At 73.0% G+C, this 16,317-nt stretch carries 20 protein-coding genes; 8 read left to right on the top strand and 12 right to left on the bottom strand.

Going from position 1 to position 16,317, the window contains the following annotated elements; genetic code table 11:
• On the bottom strand, positions 1–771 hold the full coding sequence (locus tag KBX43_RS08520; RefSeq protein ID WP_043327644.1) for an SGNH/GDSL hydrolase family protein: 771 nt from the start codon (positions 769–771) through the stop codon (positions 1–3).
• A gap of 254 nt (positions 772–1,025) precedes the next feature.
• Here KBX43_RS08520 and KBX43_RS08515 point away from each other — a divergent pair, with 254 nt between their 5' ends.
• Both KBX43_RS08515 and KBX43_RS08510 read left to right on the top strand, forming a co-directional pair.
• Complete coding sequence (locus tag KBX43_RS08515; RefSeq protein WP_210883987.1) at positions 1,026–2,510, top strand: hypothetical protein; 1,485 nt, start codon at positions 1,026–1,028, stop codon at positions 2,508–2,510.
• 19 nt (positions 2,511–2,529) lie between these two features.
• Positions 2,530–3,933, top strand: coding sequence for a PQQ-binding-like beta-propeller repeat protein (locus tag KBX43_RS08510; protein ID WP_210883986.1), 1,404 nt, complete (start codon positions 2,530–2,532; stop codon positions 3,931–3,933).
• Here KBX43_RS08510 and KBX43_RS08505 read toward each other — a convergent pair.
• The 5 genes from KBX43_RS08505 to KBX43_RS08485 form a co-directional block, all read right to left on the bottom strand.
• On the bottom strand, positions 3,917–5,095 hold the full coding sequence (locus KBX43_RS08505; RefSeq protein WP_064448012.1) for a WD40 repeat domain-containing protein: 1,179 nt from the start codon (positions 5,093–5,095) through the stop codon (positions 3,917–3,919). The two genes, KBX43_RS08510 and KBX43_RS08505, sit on opposite strands and share 17 nt — an antisense overlap.
• On the bottom strand, positions 5,092–5,622 hold the full coding sequence (locus KBX43_RS08500) for a SigE family RNA polymerase sigma factor (RefSeq protein ID WP_043327648.1): 531 nt from the start codon (positions 5,620–5,622) through the stop codon (positions 5,092–5,094). The genes KBX43_RS08505 and KBX43_RS08500 overlap by 4 nt, the downstream gene beginning before the upstream one ends.
• 115 nt (positions 5,623–5,737) lie before the next feature.
• Positions 5,738–6,253, bottom strand: coding sequence for a putative immunity protein (locus KBX43_RS08495; protein ID WP_043327649.1), 516 nt, complete (start codon positions 6,251–6,253; stop codon positions 5,738–5,740).
• Positions 6,250–6,807, bottom strand: a complete 558-nt coding sequence (locus KBX43_RS08490) for a putative immunity protein (RefSeq protein WP_064448013.1) — start codon at positions 6,805–6,807, stop codon at positions 6,250–6,252. Before KBX43_RS08490 ends, KBX43_RS08495 begins: the two co-directional genes overlap by 4 nt.
• Positions 6,804–7,139 carry a hypothetical protein gene (locus KBX43_RS08485; RefSeq protein WP_082931107.1) on the bottom strand — a complete coding sequence of 112 codons (336 nt, stop codon included), beginning with the start codon at positions 7,137–7,139 and terminating at the stop codon, positions 6,804–6,806. The genes KBX43_RS08490 and KBX43_RS08485 overlap by 4 nt, the downstream gene beginning before the upstream one ends.
• A gap of 95 nt (positions 7,140–7,234) precedes the next feature.
• Here KBX43_RS08485 and KBX43_RS08480 point away from each other — a divergent pair, with 95 nt between their 5' ends.
• A complete protein-coding gene (locus tag KBX43_RS08480) occupies positions 7,235–8,038 on the top strand; it encodes a helix-turn-helix transcriptional regulator (RefSeq protein ID WP_210883984.1) in 804 nt (267 codons plus the stop codon).
• Positions 8,029–8,220, top strand: coding sequence for a DUF397 domain-containing protein (locus KBX43_RS08475; RefSeq protein WP_043327652.1), 192 nt, complete (start codon positions 8,029–8,031; stop codon positions 8,218–8,220). The genes KBX43_RS08480 and KBX43_RS08475 overlap by 10 nt, the downstream gene beginning before the upstream one ends.
• On the opposite strand, the gene KBX43_RS08470 is transcribed toward KBX43_RS08475, so the two are convergent.
• Both KBX43_RS08470 and KBX43_RS08465 read right to left on the bottom strand, forming a co-directional pair.
• Positions 8,195–8,965 carry a class I SAM-dependent methyltransferase gene (locus KBX43_RS08470; protein WP_210883982.1) on the bottom strand — a complete coding sequence of 257 codons (771 nt, stop codon included), beginning with the start codon at positions 8,963–8,965 and terminating at the stop codon, positions 8,195–8,197. The genes KBX43_RS08475 and KBX43_RS08470 overlap by 26 nt on opposite strands.
• The gene (locus KBX43_RS08465) at positions 8,962–9,339 is read right to left on the bottom strand and encodes a VOC family protein (RefSeq protein ID WP_210883980.1); all 378 of its coding nucleotides are present in this window, start codon (positions 9,337–9,339) and stop codon (positions 8,962–8,964) included. Before KBX43_RS08465 ends, KBX43_RS08470 begins: the two co-directional genes overlap by 4 nt.
• A gap of 173 nt (positions 9,340–9,512) precedes the next feature.
• Here KBX43_RS08465 and KBX43_RS08460 point away from each other — a divergent pair, with 173 nt between their 5' ends.
• The 4 genes from KBX43_RS08460 to KBX43_RS08445 all read left to right on the top strand — a co-directional run bounded on the left by KBX43_RS08460 (position 9,513) and on the right by KBX43_RS08445 (position 12,911).
• On the top strand, positions 9,513–11,282 hold the full coding sequence (locus KBX43_RS08460; protein ID WP_210883978.1) for a proline--tRNA ligase: 1,770 nt from the start codon (positions 9,513–9,515) through the stop codon (positions 11,280–11,282).
• A 54-nt stretch (positions 11,283–11,336) separates the two neighbouring features.
• Entirely contained in the window at positions 11,337–11,756 is a 420-nt protein-coding gene (locus tag KBX43_RS08455) for a CBS domain-containing protein (RefSeq protein WP_030499538.1), read from the top strand.
• Positions 11,757–11,832: 76 nt separating this feature from the next.
• Positions 11,833–12,258, top strand: coding sequence for a SufE family protein (locus tag KBX43_RS08450; RefSeq protein ID WP_013283255.1), 426 nt, complete (start codon positions 11,833–11,835; stop codon positions 12,256–12,258).
• Positions 12,259–12,278: 20 nt separating this feature from the next.
• Complete coding sequence (locus KBX43_RS08445; RefSeq protein ID WP_166456813.1) at positions 12,279–12,911, top strand: DsbA family protein; 633 nt, start codon at positions 12,279–12,281, stop codon at positions 12,909–12,911.
• Positions 12,912–12,947: 36 nt separating this feature from the next.
• Here KBX43_RS08445 and KBX43_RS08440 read toward each other — a convergent pair whose 3' ends face one another.
• From KBX43_RS08440 to KBX43_RS08425, 4 genes are all read right to left on the bottom strand, one after another.
• On the bottom strand, positions 12,948–13,496 hold the full coding sequence (locus tag KBX43_RS08440) for a YbaK/EbsC family protein (protein WP_043330797.1): 549 nt from the start codon (positions 13,494–13,496) through the stop codon (positions 12,948–12,950).
• Positions 13,497–13,555: 59 nt separating this feature from the next.
• Positions 13,556–13,753, bottom strand: a complete 198-nt coding sequence (locus KBX43_RS08435) for a hypothetical protein (RefSeq protein ID WP_043327658.1) — start codon at positions 13,751–13,753, stop codon at positions 13,556–13,558.
• Positions 13,754–13,789: 36 nt separating this feature from the next.
• Positions 13,790–14,569, bottom strand: coding sequence for an SDR family oxidoreductase (locus tag KBX43_RS08430; RefSeq protein ID WP_210883977.1), 780 nt, complete (start codon positions 14,567–14,569; stop codon positions 13,790–13,792).
• A gap of 266 nt (positions 14,570–14,835) precedes the next feature.
• Positions 14,836–16,212 (bottom strand): MFS transporter, encoded by a 1,377-nt coding sequence (locus KBX43_RS08425; protein WP_187693749.1) that lies wholly within the window; start codon positions 16,210–16,212, stop codon positions 14,836–14,838.
• Positions 16,213–16,317 lie beyond the last annotated feature (105 nt).

Raw genomic sequence — 16,317 nt, 5'->3', positions numbered from 1 at the left:
TCAGTCGCGCTCGACCGGCCCGAGCACCGGCCGCTTGGCGGTGACGAAGTCGCCGGAGGACCGCCCGGTCAGCCGGCGCCTGATCCACGGCGCCAGGTGCTTGCCGGCCCAGCGCAGGTCGGCGGCGCGCGCGGCGAGCCACGGGCTGGGCGCCGGGTGCGGCGGGACCAGCAGCCACTCCTCGTCGCAGCCGACGCCGAGCGCGGTGAGCACCTGCGCGGCGACCCGGCGGTGGCCCGCCGCCGACAGGTGAATCCGGTCGGTGCTCCAGAGCAGCGGGTTGAGGTAGGTGTCGTCGGAGTACAGGTCGACCAGGATCGCGCCGTGCCGCTCGGCCACCTCGCCGACCACCCGGTTGAGCAGCGTCACGCGCGGGGCCATCAGCCGCTGGCCGGGCAGCCGGGACATCACGTCGGCGAACCGGAACAGCACCACGTCGCTGCCGCCGGAGCGCAGCCGCTGCACGACCGAGTCGAAGCGGGGGACGAACGCGTCCGGGTCGAAGGTGCGGCGCAGCACGTCGTTGCCGCCGGCCGCGAAGCTGATCAGGTCGGGCTTCATGGCCAGCGCGGACGGCACCTGCTCGGCCACCACGTTCGGGAACAGCCGGCCCCGGATGGCCAGGTTGGCGTAGCCGAAGTCGGGCCCGGCCTCGACGGCGAGACGGGTGGCGACCAGATCGGCCCAGCCCCGGTAGCTGCCGTCCGGATACGCGTCGTCCATGCCTTCGGTGAAGCTGTCGCCCACCGCCACGTAGCTGCGCCAGCGCACGGCGCCTCCCTCAGACGTCCCGGCAGAAGTGCGTCGCACAGTCTGTCACCGCGCGGGCCGCTCCCGCTGGCCCTGGACGCCGGACGTGGCGGATGTCTCGACGTCCTGCTCACGACAACCACCCCCGGGGACAAAAGCCCCGACCCGTCCAGGCGGGGCAGAATCCGTCGTCCGGACCGGGGATGATGGCTGCCGTCATCCGGCCGCGCGAAACCGTCCGGCCGGTCCCGCATCCGGCACGAGCGAGGAACCACATGACGCAGGGGCACCCACCGGCGGCAGGTTGGCCACCGCCCGGCAACGCCGACCCCCGGTACGGCGGACCGCCGCCCCCCGGGCAGCAGTGGGCGCCCCCGGGCGCGCCGAAGTCCCGCCGTGGGCTCTGGATCGGGCTCGCGGCGGGCGCGCTCGCGCTGGCGGTCTGCGCCGGCACGGCGGTCGGCGTCGGGCTGGGCCTGCGCGGCGACGACGAGGACGGCTCCGCGCCGAAGGCGACAGCCGGCGCGAACGGTGTCACCGTCACCGACGCCGAGCTGACCGCCCTGCTCGACCGGCACAGCAAGGCGCTGGCGGCGAAGGACCTGGACGGCTACCTGGCCGCGTTCGACCCGGCCCGCAAGGAACTGATCGCCGGGCAGACCCAGCTGTTCCGCAACCTGGGCAAGCTGCCGCTGTCGGTGGCCCGCTACGAGACGATCGAGAAGCAGGGCCGCGTCAGCGACGCCTTCGGGCAGGGCGTCACGTTCCAGCTCGACGTCTCCTTCGTGCACCAGCTGGACGGCTACGACCTGGCGCCGGTCGCCGAGTGGTACCGCTGGACGATCGTCCGCGCCGGCAAGGACGCGCCGATCCAGGTCACCGCCGTCACCGGCGCACCGGCCGGCGGCAACGGCGACTCGAAAACCGTCTACTACCCCGGGCCGTGGGACAAGTGGCGGGACATCCATGTCGAGCGGACCCCGTACGCCCTGATCATCACCGATGCGGCCCGGGCGGCCGTGGCGAGGCGGTACGCCCCGGCCGTCGACAAGGCGGTGACGAGCAACCTGGCCGTGTGGCGGGCCAACGCGCCGCCCGAGCCGGCGTCTGACAAGTTCGTCGTCACGCTCGCCGCCGGCAAGGACGAGATGACCTCGCTCTACCGGATCGGCACCGAGAAGGCCACCGAGGCGGGCTACTCGGTGGGCATGGTCGCGGCCGAGCGCAAGGACGGCAGGAACACGATCGGCGGCACCCGCATCGTGGTGGACACCGGAGATCGTTACTTCACCCGCTCCGGCGGCGACAACGACGCCCACATGGTGTTGCGGCACGAGATCGCGCACTCGCTGATGACGCCCCGCACCGACCCGGCCGCCGTGGACGAGTTCAGCAAGCTCGACGAGTGGGTGGTCGAGGGGTTCGCCGAGTACATCGCCTTCCACGGCCGCCCGCTGGCCGCCAGCGAGCGCACCGCGCCGGCCCTGCAACTGGTCCGCGACGGCGGGAACGGCTGGAACGGCACGCTGCCCAGCAACGCCGACTGGCAGAAGAGCGGCCTGCTGACCTTCCACTACTGGCTCGGGCACACCGCGATGACGCACCTCGCCGAGAAGCACGGTGAGCCGAAGCTGTTCCGCTTCGTCGAGGCCGTCTACGCCGGCACCCCTACCGACCGCGCCGCCCGGGACGTGCTCGGCGTGTCGCTCGACGAGTTCCAGGCCGGCTGGTCCGACTACGTCCGCGAACTGGCGGGCTGACGGAAACGGGAGACGACCGATGACGTATCAGCACCAGCAGTACCCGCCGCCCGCGTACCCACCGGTGGGCCGGCCGGGTCCGGGCGGTGCGCCGCCGGCGGCGCCGAAGCGGCGCGGGCGCGTCGCGTTGCTGGTGGCCGGTGGGCTGGTGGCCGTGCTCGCGGTCGCGGCCGGCACCGCCTACGGCGTGTCCCGGCTGGTCGGCGGCGGTGACGACGGTGGGAGGAAGCTGCGTGCCGCGTGGGTGCTCGACTTCCCGGAGCTGCAGCGCAACGGCCTGAAGACGTACGACGGGCAGGACATGTTCGGCGCCTGGCTGGCCGGTGACGCGGTGGTCCGGGCGCAGCCGGACGGGATCATCGCCTACCGGCTCGGCGACGGCGGCCAGGCGTGGGGCGTGCCCGCGCCGCAGGGGGCCTCGCTGTGCGCGGCCGCGCAGACCCTCGCCGACGGGCGGGGTGTGGTGGCGCTCGGCCCGGCCGACTCGTGCGACACGCTCGTCGGGTTCGACGCGGCCGCCGGCACGCAGACGTGGCGGGTGACGTTCCCTGTGGAACGCCGGACGGGCCGGTCCGAGATCGTCGCCCCCGACCTGTCGGTGGCCGCCGGGCAGGTGGTCGTCCGCAGCGGCGAAAGCGTCTTCGGCTACTCGCTGGCCGACGGCAAACGGCTGTGGCAGACCGACGCCGACCGGCTGCTGCCCGGCCGCGACTGCCGCCTGACCGACGCGCAGGCCGCCGGGGACCAGGCAGTGGTCACCACGCTCTGCGACGGCGACCGGGGCGCGCTGCTCGGCCTGGATCCGGCCACCGGCAAGCCGCGCTGGAAGCAGGACCTGCCCGCCGCGCAGCAGAGCGACGGGGTTCTCAGCGTCGACCCGCTGGTCAGCCGGCCCGGCCTGAACACCGAGACGTTCGTCGCGCGCGACGCCACCGGCAAGGAGCGGGCCGCGTTCGGCAACCCCGTCGACGGTACGCGGTTCAGCGACCTGCCGGTCAACCGTTCCAACACGGTGAGCGGGCCGGCGGTCCGCCCGTACCTGGCCGACGCGGACACGCTCTACCTGCCGACCGAGCCCTCTCCAGTGGGCGACAAGATGCGCCAGGTGAACCAGGTCGTGGCGATCGACCTGGCCACCGGGAAGCGGCGCTGGGTGTCGGCCGGGCACACCGACAGCGAGGTGGAACTCGTCCGCCTCGACGGGCAGGGCCTGCTGGCGTGGGAGGTGGGCGACCGGCGGGATCTCGCCCCACGGCTGGTCCGGATCGACCCCGCCACCGGGACGGTGAGCGTGGTGGCCGAGGCGCCGCTGTCGGCCGGCACCGAGGGCAGCGACGCGAAGGTGCTGGAGCGCGACGGCACAGTGGTGCTGGTGCCGTGGAAGCAGGTCACGGCGGACGCGGCGATCACGGTCCTGCGGTGATGATCTGCATGTCCCGCAGCGCCGAGGGCTCCGCCCGCTCCGTGATCTTCTTGCCGTTCGCATCCACCAGGACCACCGTGTAGCGGTCACCGCTGCGCACCCGGACCACCATCGACCCGTCCGGCTGGAAGAAGACCTGCCGCAGTTGACGTCCCTCCAGCGGCAGCGACACCTCCGCGCCGGTCCGGGTGTCGAGCACGGCGTTGACCAGTAGCTCCCGTGCCGCGTCCCCGTACGTGCCGTTCCGGTCGATCCGCAGGAGCGCGACCCGCCGGCCGTCCGGGGAGAGACTGGACAGGTCGAAGGAGACGTACCGGCTGCCCTTGGTGCCCAGGCCCGGCACCGTCCGGCGCGCCCTGCCGTTCCGGTCGGTGAGGACGATCGTGCCGTCGGAGCCGTCGGCGAACGCCAGCGTCCCGTCCGCCGCGAACACGGCGTGACAGCCGTCGAGGCCGGTCACCCTGGTGAACTTCCCGGAGGAGACGTCGAGCACGCCGGTGGCCGGGTCGTCGCCGCCAGCGTTCAGACGCACGACGAGCTGTTGCGAGTTCGGCAGCCAGACGGGTGACCAGCAGACGTCGTCGACGCCGTCCCGGAGCTTGCGCCGCCCCGAGCCGTCGATGGCCGACACCCACACCGCACCGGTCGTCTCGACCCAGGCGACCCTCTGTCCGTCGGGTGACACCGAGACGTTTACCTGCGCCGGCCCGTACGGGAGACCGAGCAGGCGGACCGGGTCGTCGCCCGGACGCCAGGACTGAAGCCGGACGGTGCTCGTCGGGGACGGGGCGTTCGCCAGGTCGGACGGGCCGTAGACGAGCCGCCCGAAGGTCGCGTCACCGTTCGGCCCCCCGCCTGTGGTTTCGCTGGGACTGGTCGACGGCGTGCTCGACGGCTCGGCGGACGGGGTCGGGGTGGGCTCGACCGGCGGGGCGGTGACTGTGACCGACGGCCCGGCCGGCACGGGCGTCTGGCTGTTCGGCCGGATCGCCAGTGCCGTTCCGGTCGCGGCGGCCAGCACCACCAGCACGGCGGCAGAAGTGGCGGCCGCCCGCTGGAGGCCGAGCCGCCGCGAGGTACGCAGTGCCCGGTCCCGCAGGTCGACCGGGGTGACCTCCTCGGCCAGATCGGCCAGGTCGAAACGCAGTCGGTCCTGGTTCATCGGGCGGTTCCTTCCGTGACGTACAGCTCGGCGAGCTCCGGTGCCACGCTGCGCAGCTTCGCCAGCGCCTTCGAGGTCTGGCTCTTGACGGTGCCGACTGTCACACCGAGCAGGTCGGCGGCCTCGGTCTCGGTGCGGTCCTCGAAGAACCGCAGAACCAGCACGGCCCGCTGTTTGGGAGAGAGCCGGGCCAGCGCGGCCCGGAGGGTCAGCCGGAGCGTGGTCTGCTGGGCGTGGTCGGGGGCCGAGTCGCCTCCGCGCGGCTCGGGCACGTCGCCCGGCATCGACTCGGCCACCCGGCGGCGTCGCCACCAGGAGACCTGCAGGTGGTACATGACCTTCCGGGTGTACGCCTCCGCGTTGCCGGTCTCGTGCAACCGATTCCAGGCACGGTGCGTACGGGCCAGCGCGGACTGGACGAGGTCCTCGGCCAGGTGCTGGTCGCCGGTCAGCAGGTAGGCGGAGCGCAGCAGCGCGGGCGTACGAGTTCGGACGAACAGGTCGAACTCAGTCAGGAGAAGATCCACACGAGCCGGTCCTTGGGGTCAAGTGGTGCATCGGCGTGACGCCTTCCGAGACGCCACCCGGCCACGCCATGGTTGCCACCTCCGGTGGCACTTTCCCGACAGGCTCCGGCCGGTGTCAGCAGTCGAAGACCGACCAGCAGATGTCGTTGCGCAGCCGCTGGTCGTCCAGGACCAGCTCGCGGATCTCGGCCGGGAGCTGATCGCGCTGCCACCGGCACTCGTCGCGCCCGGCCGCCTCGCCGAGACCGGCGGGCGCCGCCGCGCGTACCGCCTTGATCGCGTACGCGGCGGCGCCGAGTTCGTGCGCGGCCACGTGGGCCACGACGGCGGCCTGTCCGGCGGCGTACGCGGCGTTGCGTGCCGCCCCGCGCAGGTCCCGGGCCGCGCCCATGGCGTGCCCGCCCGCCGCGCGCGCCTCCATCATCCTGACCTCGCCCCGCACCCAGGCGCGGGCGTACGCGATCGCCTCGCGCGGGCGGCTGTCGTCCGGCCGGACCGCCTCGAACAGGCCGAGGACGTGCTCCGCGCAGGTGGCGGCCCAGAGCGCCAGCAGATGGTGGTGCTCGTCGGTGAGCGTGCCGCCCCGGCGGATCGTGGTGAACCGGGGATCGCGGACCTTCGGCAGGATCACGACGCGGCCTCCGGCCCGGCGGCGCCCTGGCGCAGGTCGTGGTCGAGTGCGCTCATCAGCCGGGCGACCCGGCTGCCGCCGCCGGTCACCGGCGGATAGCGGCGGAGCACGTCGACCAGCACGGGGGTGGCGAGCTGCCGGTACCGGTCCAGCGCTGCCACGCCGACGGTCTCGTCACCGCCGGCCTCCAGTTCGGCGACGCGCGCGGCGTTGGCGGCGGCCCGCAGAATGTGGCCGACCTGGGTGGCCTTCGCGATCGGGTGCAGGTACGCGGCCGCGGCGGCGTCACCGGCGGCCCGGGCGGCCAGGCGCGCGGACTCGGTGGGCGCGGACCGGGCGGCCCGGTGCGCGTCGAGGGACGTGACCCGCTGGAGTTTCGTCCGGGCGGCACCGCGCGCGAACGTCCACGCCGCGTCGACAGCCGCACGGGGACGCGGATCGCCGGGAACCGCCCGCTCGTAGACCGGGAGGACGTCCTCCGCGTGCCGGACCGCGTACCGCGCCACCTCGCGCAACTCGTCCATCGTCAGGTCGAAGTCCCCGGGCGCAGTCATGTCGCGGGCATCGTATCGGTGATGCCGCGCCGGTATGGGCCCCAGCCGACGAACCGCTCGAACAGCTCGCGCGGGGTCGGCCCGTCCTGCGGGTTGAGGCGGAACAGGTCGTGGGTGGCCTCGTGGTAGAGCCCGGACAGGTAGACGGCCAGGTCGACGGGGTGGTCCGCGTACTCGACCTTGAGCAGTAGGCGCGCCTGCGCACAGGGCCACGGCGCGCCGCAGGCGCGGCACAGCCAGAGCGGCCGGATCGGCAGGTGGGCCGGGTGGTCCGGCGGGTAGGGGCGGGGCCGATCGGGGTACGGCCCGAGCCGCGGTACGGGAAGGTTCATGCGTGACAGTCTGCTGATCGCGCCACTACGCTCGGAAGTCCTCGCTGCAGGTCCGGGGAGAGGCCGGGAGACCAGCCGCAATCTGAGGAGGGCGTGTGGAGAACGAGCCGACCGCCGAGCTGATCCGCGCGCAACTGCGGCGGCTTCGGGTGCGGGCCGAGCTGAGCCAGGAGGAGTTCGGGAGGCTCGTGCACTTCTCCGGCTCACAGGTGTCGGCGGTCGAGCTCGGCCACCGGCCGCTCGACAGGTTCTTCCTCGCCCGGGCCGACGAGGTGCTCGGCACCGGCGGACTGTTGATGTCGCTGCTCAAGCTCGCCGAGCGCGACGGCCAGCCGAGCTGGTTCCGCCCCTGGCTCGAAGCCGAACGCCAGGCGCAGCAGTTGCGCTGTTACCAGCCGAGCCTCATCCCTGGCCTGTTGCAGACCGAGAACTATGCCCGGGCGATGATCCGCACTGACGACATGCTCGCCGAGCAGGAAGCCGAACGGCGACTCGCGGTCCGGCTCGACCGGCAGACCGTTCTGGCCGGCGCCGATCCACCCAAGTTCGTCGCGGTGATCGAGGAAACCGTGCTGCGCCGCGCCGACGAGAGCTTTCGCGGACTGATGAGTCAGCAGGTGGCGCACCTGATCGAGGCCAGCAGCCAACCCCATGTAGCGGTACATGTCATCCCGGCCGACGCGAGCCTGCACATCGGACTGACCGGACCATTCACCCTGGCTCGCGGCGGCGACGGCGGTTGGATCGGTTACCTGGAGAACCAGCTCGGCGGAACAGTGATCGACAAAGATGAAGACGTGGCTATCCTGCTGTCCAGATGGGAGAGCGTCCGCAGTGAGGCGCTGTCCCGCCGGCAGTCGATCGAGCTGATGAAGGAAGTGGTCGAGTCATGGAGCTGATCGGCGCGCTCTGGCGCAAGTCAACCCGCAGCGGGCAGAGCGAGTGTGTCGAGGTGGCGGACAACCTGGCCGGTGTGGTCGGGGTGCGGGACAGCAAGGACCCGGCCGGGCCGGTGCTCACCTTCACACCCGACGCCTGGCGGGCCTTCGTCCGGCTCAGCGGGAGCCGCGCGTCGCGCTGATCAGCACCGTGTGCTTGCGTACCCGGAAGGCGCCCTCGGCGTCGATGCGGGCCTCGATCGCGGCGCGCGCGGCCGACTCCTCCGCCACGGTGAGCGGCCCGATCATGCTGACGATGTACGCCAGGATCGGCTCCGCGGCGGGCACCACAAGCTCGTCCGGGTAGCGCTCAACTGTCACGTCGGTGAAGTGGGCGGCGACCCGGGCGGGTGCCGTCTCGGCCGTGACGTCGTTCTGGTGCAGTCCGACGGCGAGGTCGGGGCGCCCCATGGCTGGTCCGAGCGCGTCCAGCTCGGCGAGGTGGTCGCGGCCGTTCACCGCGACGGCGAGCCGCCCGCCGGGACGCAGCACCCGGGCGAACTCGCGCAGCGCGGCGTCCGGGTCGTCCAGGTGGTAGAGCATGTGGTTGGCGATCACCGCGTCGACGGCGCCGTCACGGAACGGCAGGCGCGTGGCGTCACAGCGCTGCACCCGGGCGCCGGGCACCTCGCGCAGCCGCGCGCACATGGCGGGCGAGAAGTCGGTGAGCGTGAGCCGGCGCCGAGGGCCGATCCGGTGCCACAGCTCGCCCGTGCCGGCCCCGACCTCCAGCACGTCCCGGGCCAGTGGAAGCCGCTCGCCCAGCCAGGCGAACCAGCTCTGCGGATTGGTGCCGTAGGCGTGCAGCGCGATGCGAGCGGTCAGGTTGCCGGTCGTCGTCGCGTACTGGCTGGTCGCCCGCGCCGACGCGGTGGCGTCGCCCGTCATGAGAGGTAGAAGCAGAACGGGTGACCATCCGGGTCGAGGAGCACCCGGACGTCGTCCTGCGGCTGGAAGTCGGGCAGCGTCGCGCCCACGGACACCGCGTACGCCACGGCTGCCTCCAGGTCGTCGACCTTGATGTCCAGGTGGACAGACATCTGCTGGTCGCCGGGACCGGCCGGCCACACCGGCCGCACGTAGGCCGGCTCGTCCTGGAACGCCAGCCAGTGGCCGCCCTCGGGCGGGGCGAGGAGGACCCAGTCGGATTCCTTCTCGCGCCGGATCCAGCCGAGCAGCCGCTCGTAGAACGCGGCCAGGTCCTCTGCGGACGGCGCGTCCAGCACCATTGTCGTCAGCTTCATCAGCGGTCGCTCAGCCATGCCGCATTCCTACCCGGCACCCGCGACATTTACCGGCCCATCCGCACCATCTCGGCGGGGTGGCGGCATCGACACCAGTCGGATGCCGCCACCTCCCCGAGCCGGCGACGATCGGTCCGCGCGGACGCCGAAAGGGGTCGCCCGGCCCTCCGCTCGCGCCATAAGCTGCGGCAATGCTGCTGCGCATGTCGACCCTGCTGCTCCGGACCCTGCGTGAGGACCCGGCCGACGCGGAAGTGCCGAGCCACCGTCTGCTGCTGCGCGCCGGATACGTCCGCCGGGCCGCGCCGGGCGGCTACACCTGGCTGCCGCTGGGCAAGCTCGTGCTGGACCGGATCACCGCGATCGTCCGGGACGAGATGACCGCGATCGGCGACCAGGAGGTGCACTTCCCGGCGCTGCTCCCGGCCGAGCCCTACCGGACCAGCGGGCGGTGGACCGAATACGGGGACGACATCTTCACGCTCGCCGACCGCAAGGGCGCCGACCATCTGCTCGCGCCGACCCACGAGGAGCTGGCCGCGCTGCTGGTGAAGGACCTGTTCACCTCGTACCGGGACTTCCCGGTGACGCTGTTCCAGATCCAGACGAAGTTCCGCGACGAGGCCCGTCCCCGCGCCGGTCTGCTGCGCGGGCGCGAGTTCCTGATGAAGGACGCCTACTCGTTCGACCTGGACGACGCGGGGCTCCAGGCCGCGTACGACAGGCACCGGGCCGCCTACGAGCGCGTCTTCACCCGGCTCGGGCTGGACTTCACCACTGTCCACGCGATGTCCGGCGCGATGGGTGGGTCGGCGTCGGAGGAGTTCCTGGCCGCCACGCCGGTCGGTGAGGACACGTTCGTCGGCTGCACCGCCTGCGACTACGCGGCGAACACCGAGGCGGTGGTGACCCGCGCCCCGGCCGCCGGTGACCCGGACGCGCACCCGCCCGCCGAGACGCACGACACCCCGGAGACGCCCACCATCGCGGCGCTGGTCGAGCTGGCCGAGGCCCGCAAGCTGGGCGGGCGCACCGGCTGGACCGCCGCCGACACGTTGAAGAACGTGGTCCTCACCGTCCGCAGGCCCGGTGCCGAGCAGGCCGAACCGCTGGTCATCGGCCTGCCCGGCGACCGCGAGGTGGACCTGAAGCGGGTCGAGGCGGTGCTGGCCCCCGCCACGGTGGCGGTCTTCGAGGACTGGGACGCCCACCCGGAGCTGGTCCGCGGCTACATCGGGCCGCAGATCCTGGCCAAGCACGGCATCCGCTACCTGGTCGATCCCCGCGTGGTGCCCGGCACCGCCTGGCTGACCGGCGCGAACGAGCCGGGCCGGCACGCCACCGACGTGGTCTGCGGGCGCGACTTCGTACCGGACGGCACGATCGAGGCGGCCGAGGTGCGGCCCGGTGACCCCTGCCCGGCCTGCGACGCCGGTGAGCTGACCATCCGGCGGGGCATCGAGGTCGGGCACATCTTCCAGCTCGGACGCCGGTACACCGACGCGTTCGCGGTCGACGTGCTCGGCCCGGAGGGCAAGCCGGTCCGGCCCACGATGGGCTGCTACGGCATCGGCGTGTCCCGGGCGGTCGCCGCGGTGGCCGAGCAGCACCACGACGACCGGGGGCTGGTCTGGCCCGCGGCTGTCGCGCCGTGCGACGTACACCTGGTCGCCGCCGGGAAGGGGCCGCAACTCGACGCGGCGCTCGACCTCGGCCGGCGCCTCGCCGCCGCCGGCCTGCGGGTGCTGGTCGACGACCGCACGCACGTGTCCGCCGGGGTGAAGTTCACCGACGCCGAGCTGATCGGCATTCCGCGCGCCGTCGTGGTCGGCCGCCGTCTCGCCGACGGGTACGTGGAACTACGTGACCGGGCCAGCGGTGAACGGGCCGAGGTGCCGGTGGAGGACATCGTGGAGCGTCTGCGCGACGAGGTGGGCGCGACGCGCCACGACGGGGTGTAGCGAACGCGGTACCGGGTACCGCATACGGATCGACCGAGGTGTTCGGAGGCTCTCATGTACCGCGTCAGTGACGTGATGACCAGGCAGGTGATCTACCTCCCGGCGGAGACCCCGCTGGACGAGGCGGCCCGGGTGATGAAGGAGTCGGACATCGGCGACGTGGTGGTGACCGACGGCGCCACGCTCGCCGGCATGCTGACCGACCGCGACATCGTGGTGCGGGCGGTGGCCGAACGCGCCGACCCGGGCACCACCACGATCGGCTCGATCATCACCCGTGAGGTGGTCATGATCGAGCAGCACTGCACGGCGAACGAGGCGGCGGCGCTGATGCGCGAGCGCAACATCCGGCGCGTGCTGGTCTGCGACAGCGACCGCAAGCTCGTCGGCATCGTCTCCCTCGGTGACCTCGCCATGCAGCTCGACCCCCAGTCGGCGCTCAGCGACATCAGCGAGGCCGCGCCGAACGCGTGAGCGGGCCCGCTCGCGTGACGCGGGGCACCGCCACCGCCGTCGCATGACGGCGCGCGGCGGCGGATAGCCTCGACCCATGCCCGAGATGCCGACGAAGCTGGCCGAGATCGTGGACGAGTTCGCCGCCGCACCGCGCGACGTCGTGCTGGAGATGCTGCTGGAGTTCGCCGACGTGATCCCGCCCCTGCCCGAGGGTGTGAACCGGGAGGAGCTGGAGCAGGTCCCCGAGTGCCAGACCGCGTTCTTCCTGCGCGCCGAGGTGAACGCGGACAAGACGGTCAGCACCGTCTTCGACTGCCCGCCGGAGGCGCCCACCACCCGGGCGTTCGCCGGCATCCTCGCCGAAGGGTTGGCCGGGGCGAGCGCCGAGGAGGTGCTGGCCGTGCCGGACGATCTCTACCAGCGGATGGGCCTGGCGCAGGCGATCAGCCCGCTGCGCGTACGCGGCGGCACCGCCATCCTGGCCCGGCTCAAGCGCCAGGTCCGGGAACAGATCTCCTGACCGGCGGGTTGTCGCTGGTCATGGACATCGAGATCTACGCCGACGTGGTCTGCCCCTGGTGCTGGATCGGCAAGCGCCGACTGGAACAGGCGCTGGAGTCGTACGACGGCGAGGTGAACGTCCGGTTCCGGCCGTTCCAGCTCGACCCGACGCCGGTCACCGAGCCGAAGCCGCTGCTGGAGGCGCTCGGCGACAAGTTCGGCGGACGGGACAAGGCCGAGGGCATGGCCGCGCACGTCACCGGCGTCGCCGCGGGCGCGGGCCTGGACCTGCGGTTCGACCGGGCGGTGGCGGCGAACACGTTCGACGCGCACCGGCTGGTGCGTTTCGCCGCCGAGCGCGACCGTTCCGCCGAGATGGTCGAGCGGCTCTACCGGGCGCACTTCCACGACGGCATCGACGTCGGATCGATCGACGCGCTGGTCACGCTGGCCGGCGAGGCCGGTCTGGACGAGACCGAGGCGCGGGAGTACCTGGAGTCGAACCTGGGCCGCCGGGAGGTCGCCGCCGACCTGAGCGCCGCGCACCAGCTCGGCGTCTCCAGCGTCCCGACGTTCGTGCTGGCCGGAAAGTACGCGGTCACCGGCGCGCAGGAGCCGGAGACGCTGCTCGCCGCGTTGCGCGAGGTTGCGCAGCGCGAAGCGGCAGCCTGATGTTTCACGTGGAACAAGATCGATGCGAATGAGGACCTAGGCCGGCCTGGCCAGGTCCTCCACCACCCTCGCCCCGGGCAGCGCGCCGAGCGCCGGCCCGGGCAGGGCGATCTTGCTGTGCCGTACGCCTGATCCGATGATCACGTGCGGGGTGGCGATCACCCGGGAGTCGACGAGGACCGGCCAGTCCGCCGGCAGCCCGATGGGCGTGATGCCGCCGTACTCCATTCCGCTCAACTCGACCGCCTCGGCCATCGGCGCGAAGCTCGCCTTGCGCACGTCGAGCAGCTTGCGGACCACCCCGTTGACGTCGGCGCGGGTGGTGGCGAGCACGACGCAGGCCGCGTACCGGGTCTCGCCGCCGCGCTTACCGGCGACCACCACGCAGTTGGCCGATTCCTCCAGCCCCACCTGGTACGCCTCGCAGAACGCGGCGGTGTCGGCCAGGTCGGCGTCGATCGGGGCGACGAGTACGTCGTCCACGTCCACCGGGGCCTCGGCCGGCCACTCCTGCAGCGCCGCGGCGACCGGCGGGGCCAGCAGGTCGAGCCGCGCCCGGGCCGGCTCCGTCTTCAGCGTCCCCATCATGTCGCGATCCTCGCACCCGCTTCGCGGATCGCCCCTCCGGGCCCCGGCTCCGCCCCTCAGTTGGGATTGCTGAGGAACGCGTTCTCCTGCGCGAAGTCCCGGTTCTCGGCGGTGGTGAGCTGCCGGCGGCGCAGCACCTCGGGACGGTTCGCCTCGGCGTCCTCGATGCCGTGCCGGACGCCGACCCGGATCACGCCGTAGAGGAAGACGAAACCGAAGACGTAGAGGAGCACTGTGGCGACGAAGACCAGCATGCGGTCACGGTAGGCCGGTGCGGACCCGACCGGTTCTCATCTTCCGCCGGTTCCCCCGTACGTGTCCGCGAGGTAGTCGGCCCAGGTCCGGGTGCCGGTCGGCGTGGCCGTCGTGGTGAGTCCGCCTCCGCGCAACTCCCGCCCGAGGCGGCCGGGAATCCGGACCGGCAGCAGCGGACGGCGTACCCGGCGGGCCGCGAGCCAGGTGCGGGCCGCCTCGTCGAAGCGCAGCACCTGCGGCCCGGCGAAGTCCTCGACCCGGTGCGACGGTCCGGCGAGCAGCAGCACCGCGAGCCGGTCCGCCACGTCGGCCGGGTCGACCGGCTGGGCGAGCACGGCCCGGTCCCCGATCACCGGGCCGAGGCGGCTCGCGCCTTTCAGCAGGTCCGCCAGGAACTCGGGGAACTGGGTGGCGCGCAGCACGCTCCACGGCACCGTTCCGGCGGCCACCACCTCTTCGGCCGCGAGCTTGTGCCGGTAGTAGGGGATCGGCACCCGGTCGACGCCGACGATCGAGACGTACACCAGGTGACGGACCCCGGCGTGGCCGGCGGCCATGGTCAGTCGGCGGGTGCCGAGCACGTCGATCTCGTGGGTACGCCGTTGCGGCGACGAGGCCAGGTGCAGCACCGCGTCCACCCCGGCGACCGCCTCCGCCAGCCCGGCGCCGGTGGCCAGGTCGGTGCTCACCCACTCCACCCCGTCTCCGGTACGGGGCCGACGGCTGGTCGCCCGGAGCGTGAAGCCCTCGTCCCGCAGCCGGGGCACCACCACCCGCCCGAGCCGTCCGGTCGCCCCGGTCACCAGCACCCGCATCGCCACTCCTCCCAGCCCCGCCCTGCCCACTCGGTCCGCATTCAGGACGGCAGCCCGGCCGGGATCGTGACCGCCCGCCGGGCCGTCGGCCCGAAGTCGCGCTTGCCGGGCTGCTCCATCACAGTGTGTGAGCCCGGCGCAGGCGACTACGACTGTTGAGCGATATACCTGAGAGTCATAATCATGACCAGGAGTCATACCGCAGTCAGGCGATGCCTTCGGCAGGAGCGTTACTGCGCGTGAGCGGCGACCGGGCCGACGACGCCTCAGCCCACCGGGCGAGGCACCACTCGACCGGCAAGGGTCAGGCCGAGCAGGCCGCAGCCCGCTGCCACCGCCAGCGTGGTCGCGTAGCTGGCCGGGCCGGGTGACGCACCGGCGGCCAGGACCGCGCCGGTCAGCGCCAGCACGGTGGCCGCGGCGAGCGAGTCGCCCAGTTGCAGCGCCGAGCTGTTGCGGCCCTGCTCGGCCGGGGCCGACTGCTCCAGGGTGAGCACCGACAGCGACGGGTAGAGCAGTCCCATGCCGAGCCCGGCCACGGCCCAGGAGAACACCGCCGGCAGCACCGGCAGCCCGGGCAGCAGCGCCGACGCGACGCCCGCCGTACCGATGGTGATGCAGGCCAGCCCGGCCCGGGGCAGGCTCGCCGCCGACCGGGGCGAAGCGATCCGACCCTGGATCCACGAGCCCACCGACCAGGACAGCGCCCCCACGGTCAGCACCAGGCCGGCGCCGGTGGGCGAGAAGCCGCGCTCCCGCGACAGCATCAGCGGGATCACCACCTCGGCGGCCACGAACGCCGCCGACGCCAGCGCGCGCAGGCCGATCACCGTCGGCAGACCGCGTGCCGCGCGCAGGAACCCGGACGGCAACAGACGCGGTACGCAGACGAACAGCCCGGCCAGCGCCCCGGCGGTCAGGGCGGCGGCGAGCACGCCGCGCTGCTGCCCCCCGTAGTGCAGCAGTGCGGCGCTCGCCCCCGCCCCGCAGGCCCAGCCGACGCGGGCCAGCGCGCCCGCGGGCGGCCGGGTCGGCACGGTGCCGGCCAGCGCCTTCAGACCCGGCTGGATCAGCAGCGCCGCCGGAATCGCCACCGCCGGTACCGCGAGGAACACCCATCGCCAGCCCAGATGTTCCACGATCAGGCCGGCCAGCGCCGGGCCGACCAGCGACGGCACCACCCAGGCCGCGGCGAACGCGGCGAAGATCCGCCGCCGCAACTGCTCCGGGTACGCCTGACCGACCACCACGTAGAGCGCCACCGAGACGAGTCCGGAACCGAAGCCCTGCACCACCCGCCCGACGACCAGCATCTCCATGGTCGTCGCGGAACCGGCCACGACCAGCCCGGCGACGAACCAGGCGACGCCGTGCCACATCGCCGGCCGTGGTCCGCGCGCGTCGCACCAGATGCCGGAGGCGACCATCGCCACCACGCCGGAGGCGAACGAGCCGCCGAACGCCAGCGCGTACAGGCCGAGCCCGTCCAGCGCGCGGGCCACCGTCGGCATGGCGGTGCCCACCGCCAGCGCCTCGAACGCGAGCAGGGACACCAGGGCGACGCTGCCCACAGTCATCGCCCGAAGGCGCGGCGACCACAGGTCGACGGGTGGATCGGCCGGGAGGGCGGCGGTGCTGGTCATGGGCTACAGCCTCGGACCTCACCCCGGGTTGAGGTCAACTGTGGTCCCCGTCTCGTCCGGCGGGAACGACCGGACCCCGAACTTCTGCCGTCCGGGTGGCATAAC

Source organism: Micromonospora sp. C41 (assembly GCF_018070485.1).
Lineage (GTDB): Bacteria > Actinomycetota > Actinomycetes > Mycobacteriales > Micromonosporaceae > Micromonospora > Micromonospora chalcea.
The sequence above is the reverse complement of the archived record's forward strand: the minus strand, read 5'-3'. Positions and strand labels throughout refer to the sequence as shown.

Excerpts from the sequence above, each read along its gene's own strand:
- KBX43_RS08515 (WP_210883987.1), top strand. The coding sequence starts at position 1,026 with ATGACGCAGGGGCACCCACCGGCGGCAGGTTGGCCACCGCCCGGCAAC.
- KBX43_RS08510 (WP_210883986.1), top strand. The coding sequence starts at position 2,530 with ATGACGTATCAGCACCAGCAGTACCCGCCGCCCGCGTACCCACCGGTG.
- KBX43_RS08505 (WP_064448012.1), bottom strand. The coding sequence starts at position 5,095 with ATGAACCAGGACCGACTGCGTTTCGACCTGGCCGATCTGGCCGAGGAG.
- KBX43_RS08490 (WP_064448013.1), bottom strand. The coding sequence starts at position 6,807 with ATGACTGCGCCCGGGGACTTCGACCTGACGATGGACGAGTTGCGCGAG.
- KBX43_RS08485 (WP_082931107.1), bottom strand. The coding sequence starts at position 7,139 with ATGAACCTTCCCGTACCGCGGCTCGGGCCGTACCCCGATCGGCCCCGC.
- KBX43_RS08475 (WP_043327652.1), top strand. The coding sequence starts at position 8,029 with ATGGAGCTGATCGGCGCGCTCTGGCGCAAGTCAACCCGCAGCGGGCAG.
- KBX43_RS08470 (WP_210883982.1), bottom strand. The coding sequence starts at position 8,965 with ATGACGGGCGACGCCACCGCGTCGGCGCGGGCGACCAGCCAGTACGCG.
- KBX43_RS08465 (WP_210883980.1), bottom strand. The coding sequence starts at position 9,339 with ATGGCTGAGCGACCGCTGATGAAGCTGACGACAATGGTGCTGGACGCG.
- KBX43_RS08460 (WP_210883978.1), top strand. The coding sequence starts at position 9,513 with ATGCTGCTGCGCATGTCGACCCTGCTGCTCCGGACCCTGCGTGAGGAC.
- KBX43_RS08455 (WP_030499538.1), top strand. The coding sequence starts at position 11,337 with ATGTACCGCGTCAGTGACGTGATGACCAGGCAGGTGATCTACCTCCCG.
- KBX43_RS08450 (WP_013283255.1), top strand. The coding sequence starts at position 11,833 with ATGCCCGAGATGCCGACGAAGCTGGCCGAGATCGTGGACGAGTTCGCC.
- KBX43_RS08445 (WP_166456813.1), top strand. The coding sequence starts at position 12,279 with ATGGACATCGAGATCTACGCCGACGTGGTCTGCCCCTGGTGCTGGATC.
- KBX43_RS08440 (WP_043330797.1), bottom strand. The coding sequence starts at position 13,496 with ATGGGGACGCTGAAGACGGAGCCGGCCCGGGCGCGGCTCGACCTGCTG.
- KBX43_RS08435 (WP_043327658.1), bottom strand. The coding sequence starts at position 13,753 with ATGCTGGTCTTCGTCGCCACAGTGCTCCTCTACGTCTTCGGTTTCGTC.
- KBX43_RS08430 (WP_210883977.1), bottom strand. The coding sequence starts at position 14,569 with ATGCGGGTGCTGGTGACCGGGGCGACCGGACGGCTCGGGCGGGTGGTG.
- KBX43_RS08425 (WP_187693749.1), bottom strand. The coding sequence starts at position 16,212 with ATGACCAGCACCGCCGCCCTCCCGGCCGATCCACCCGTCGACCTGTGG.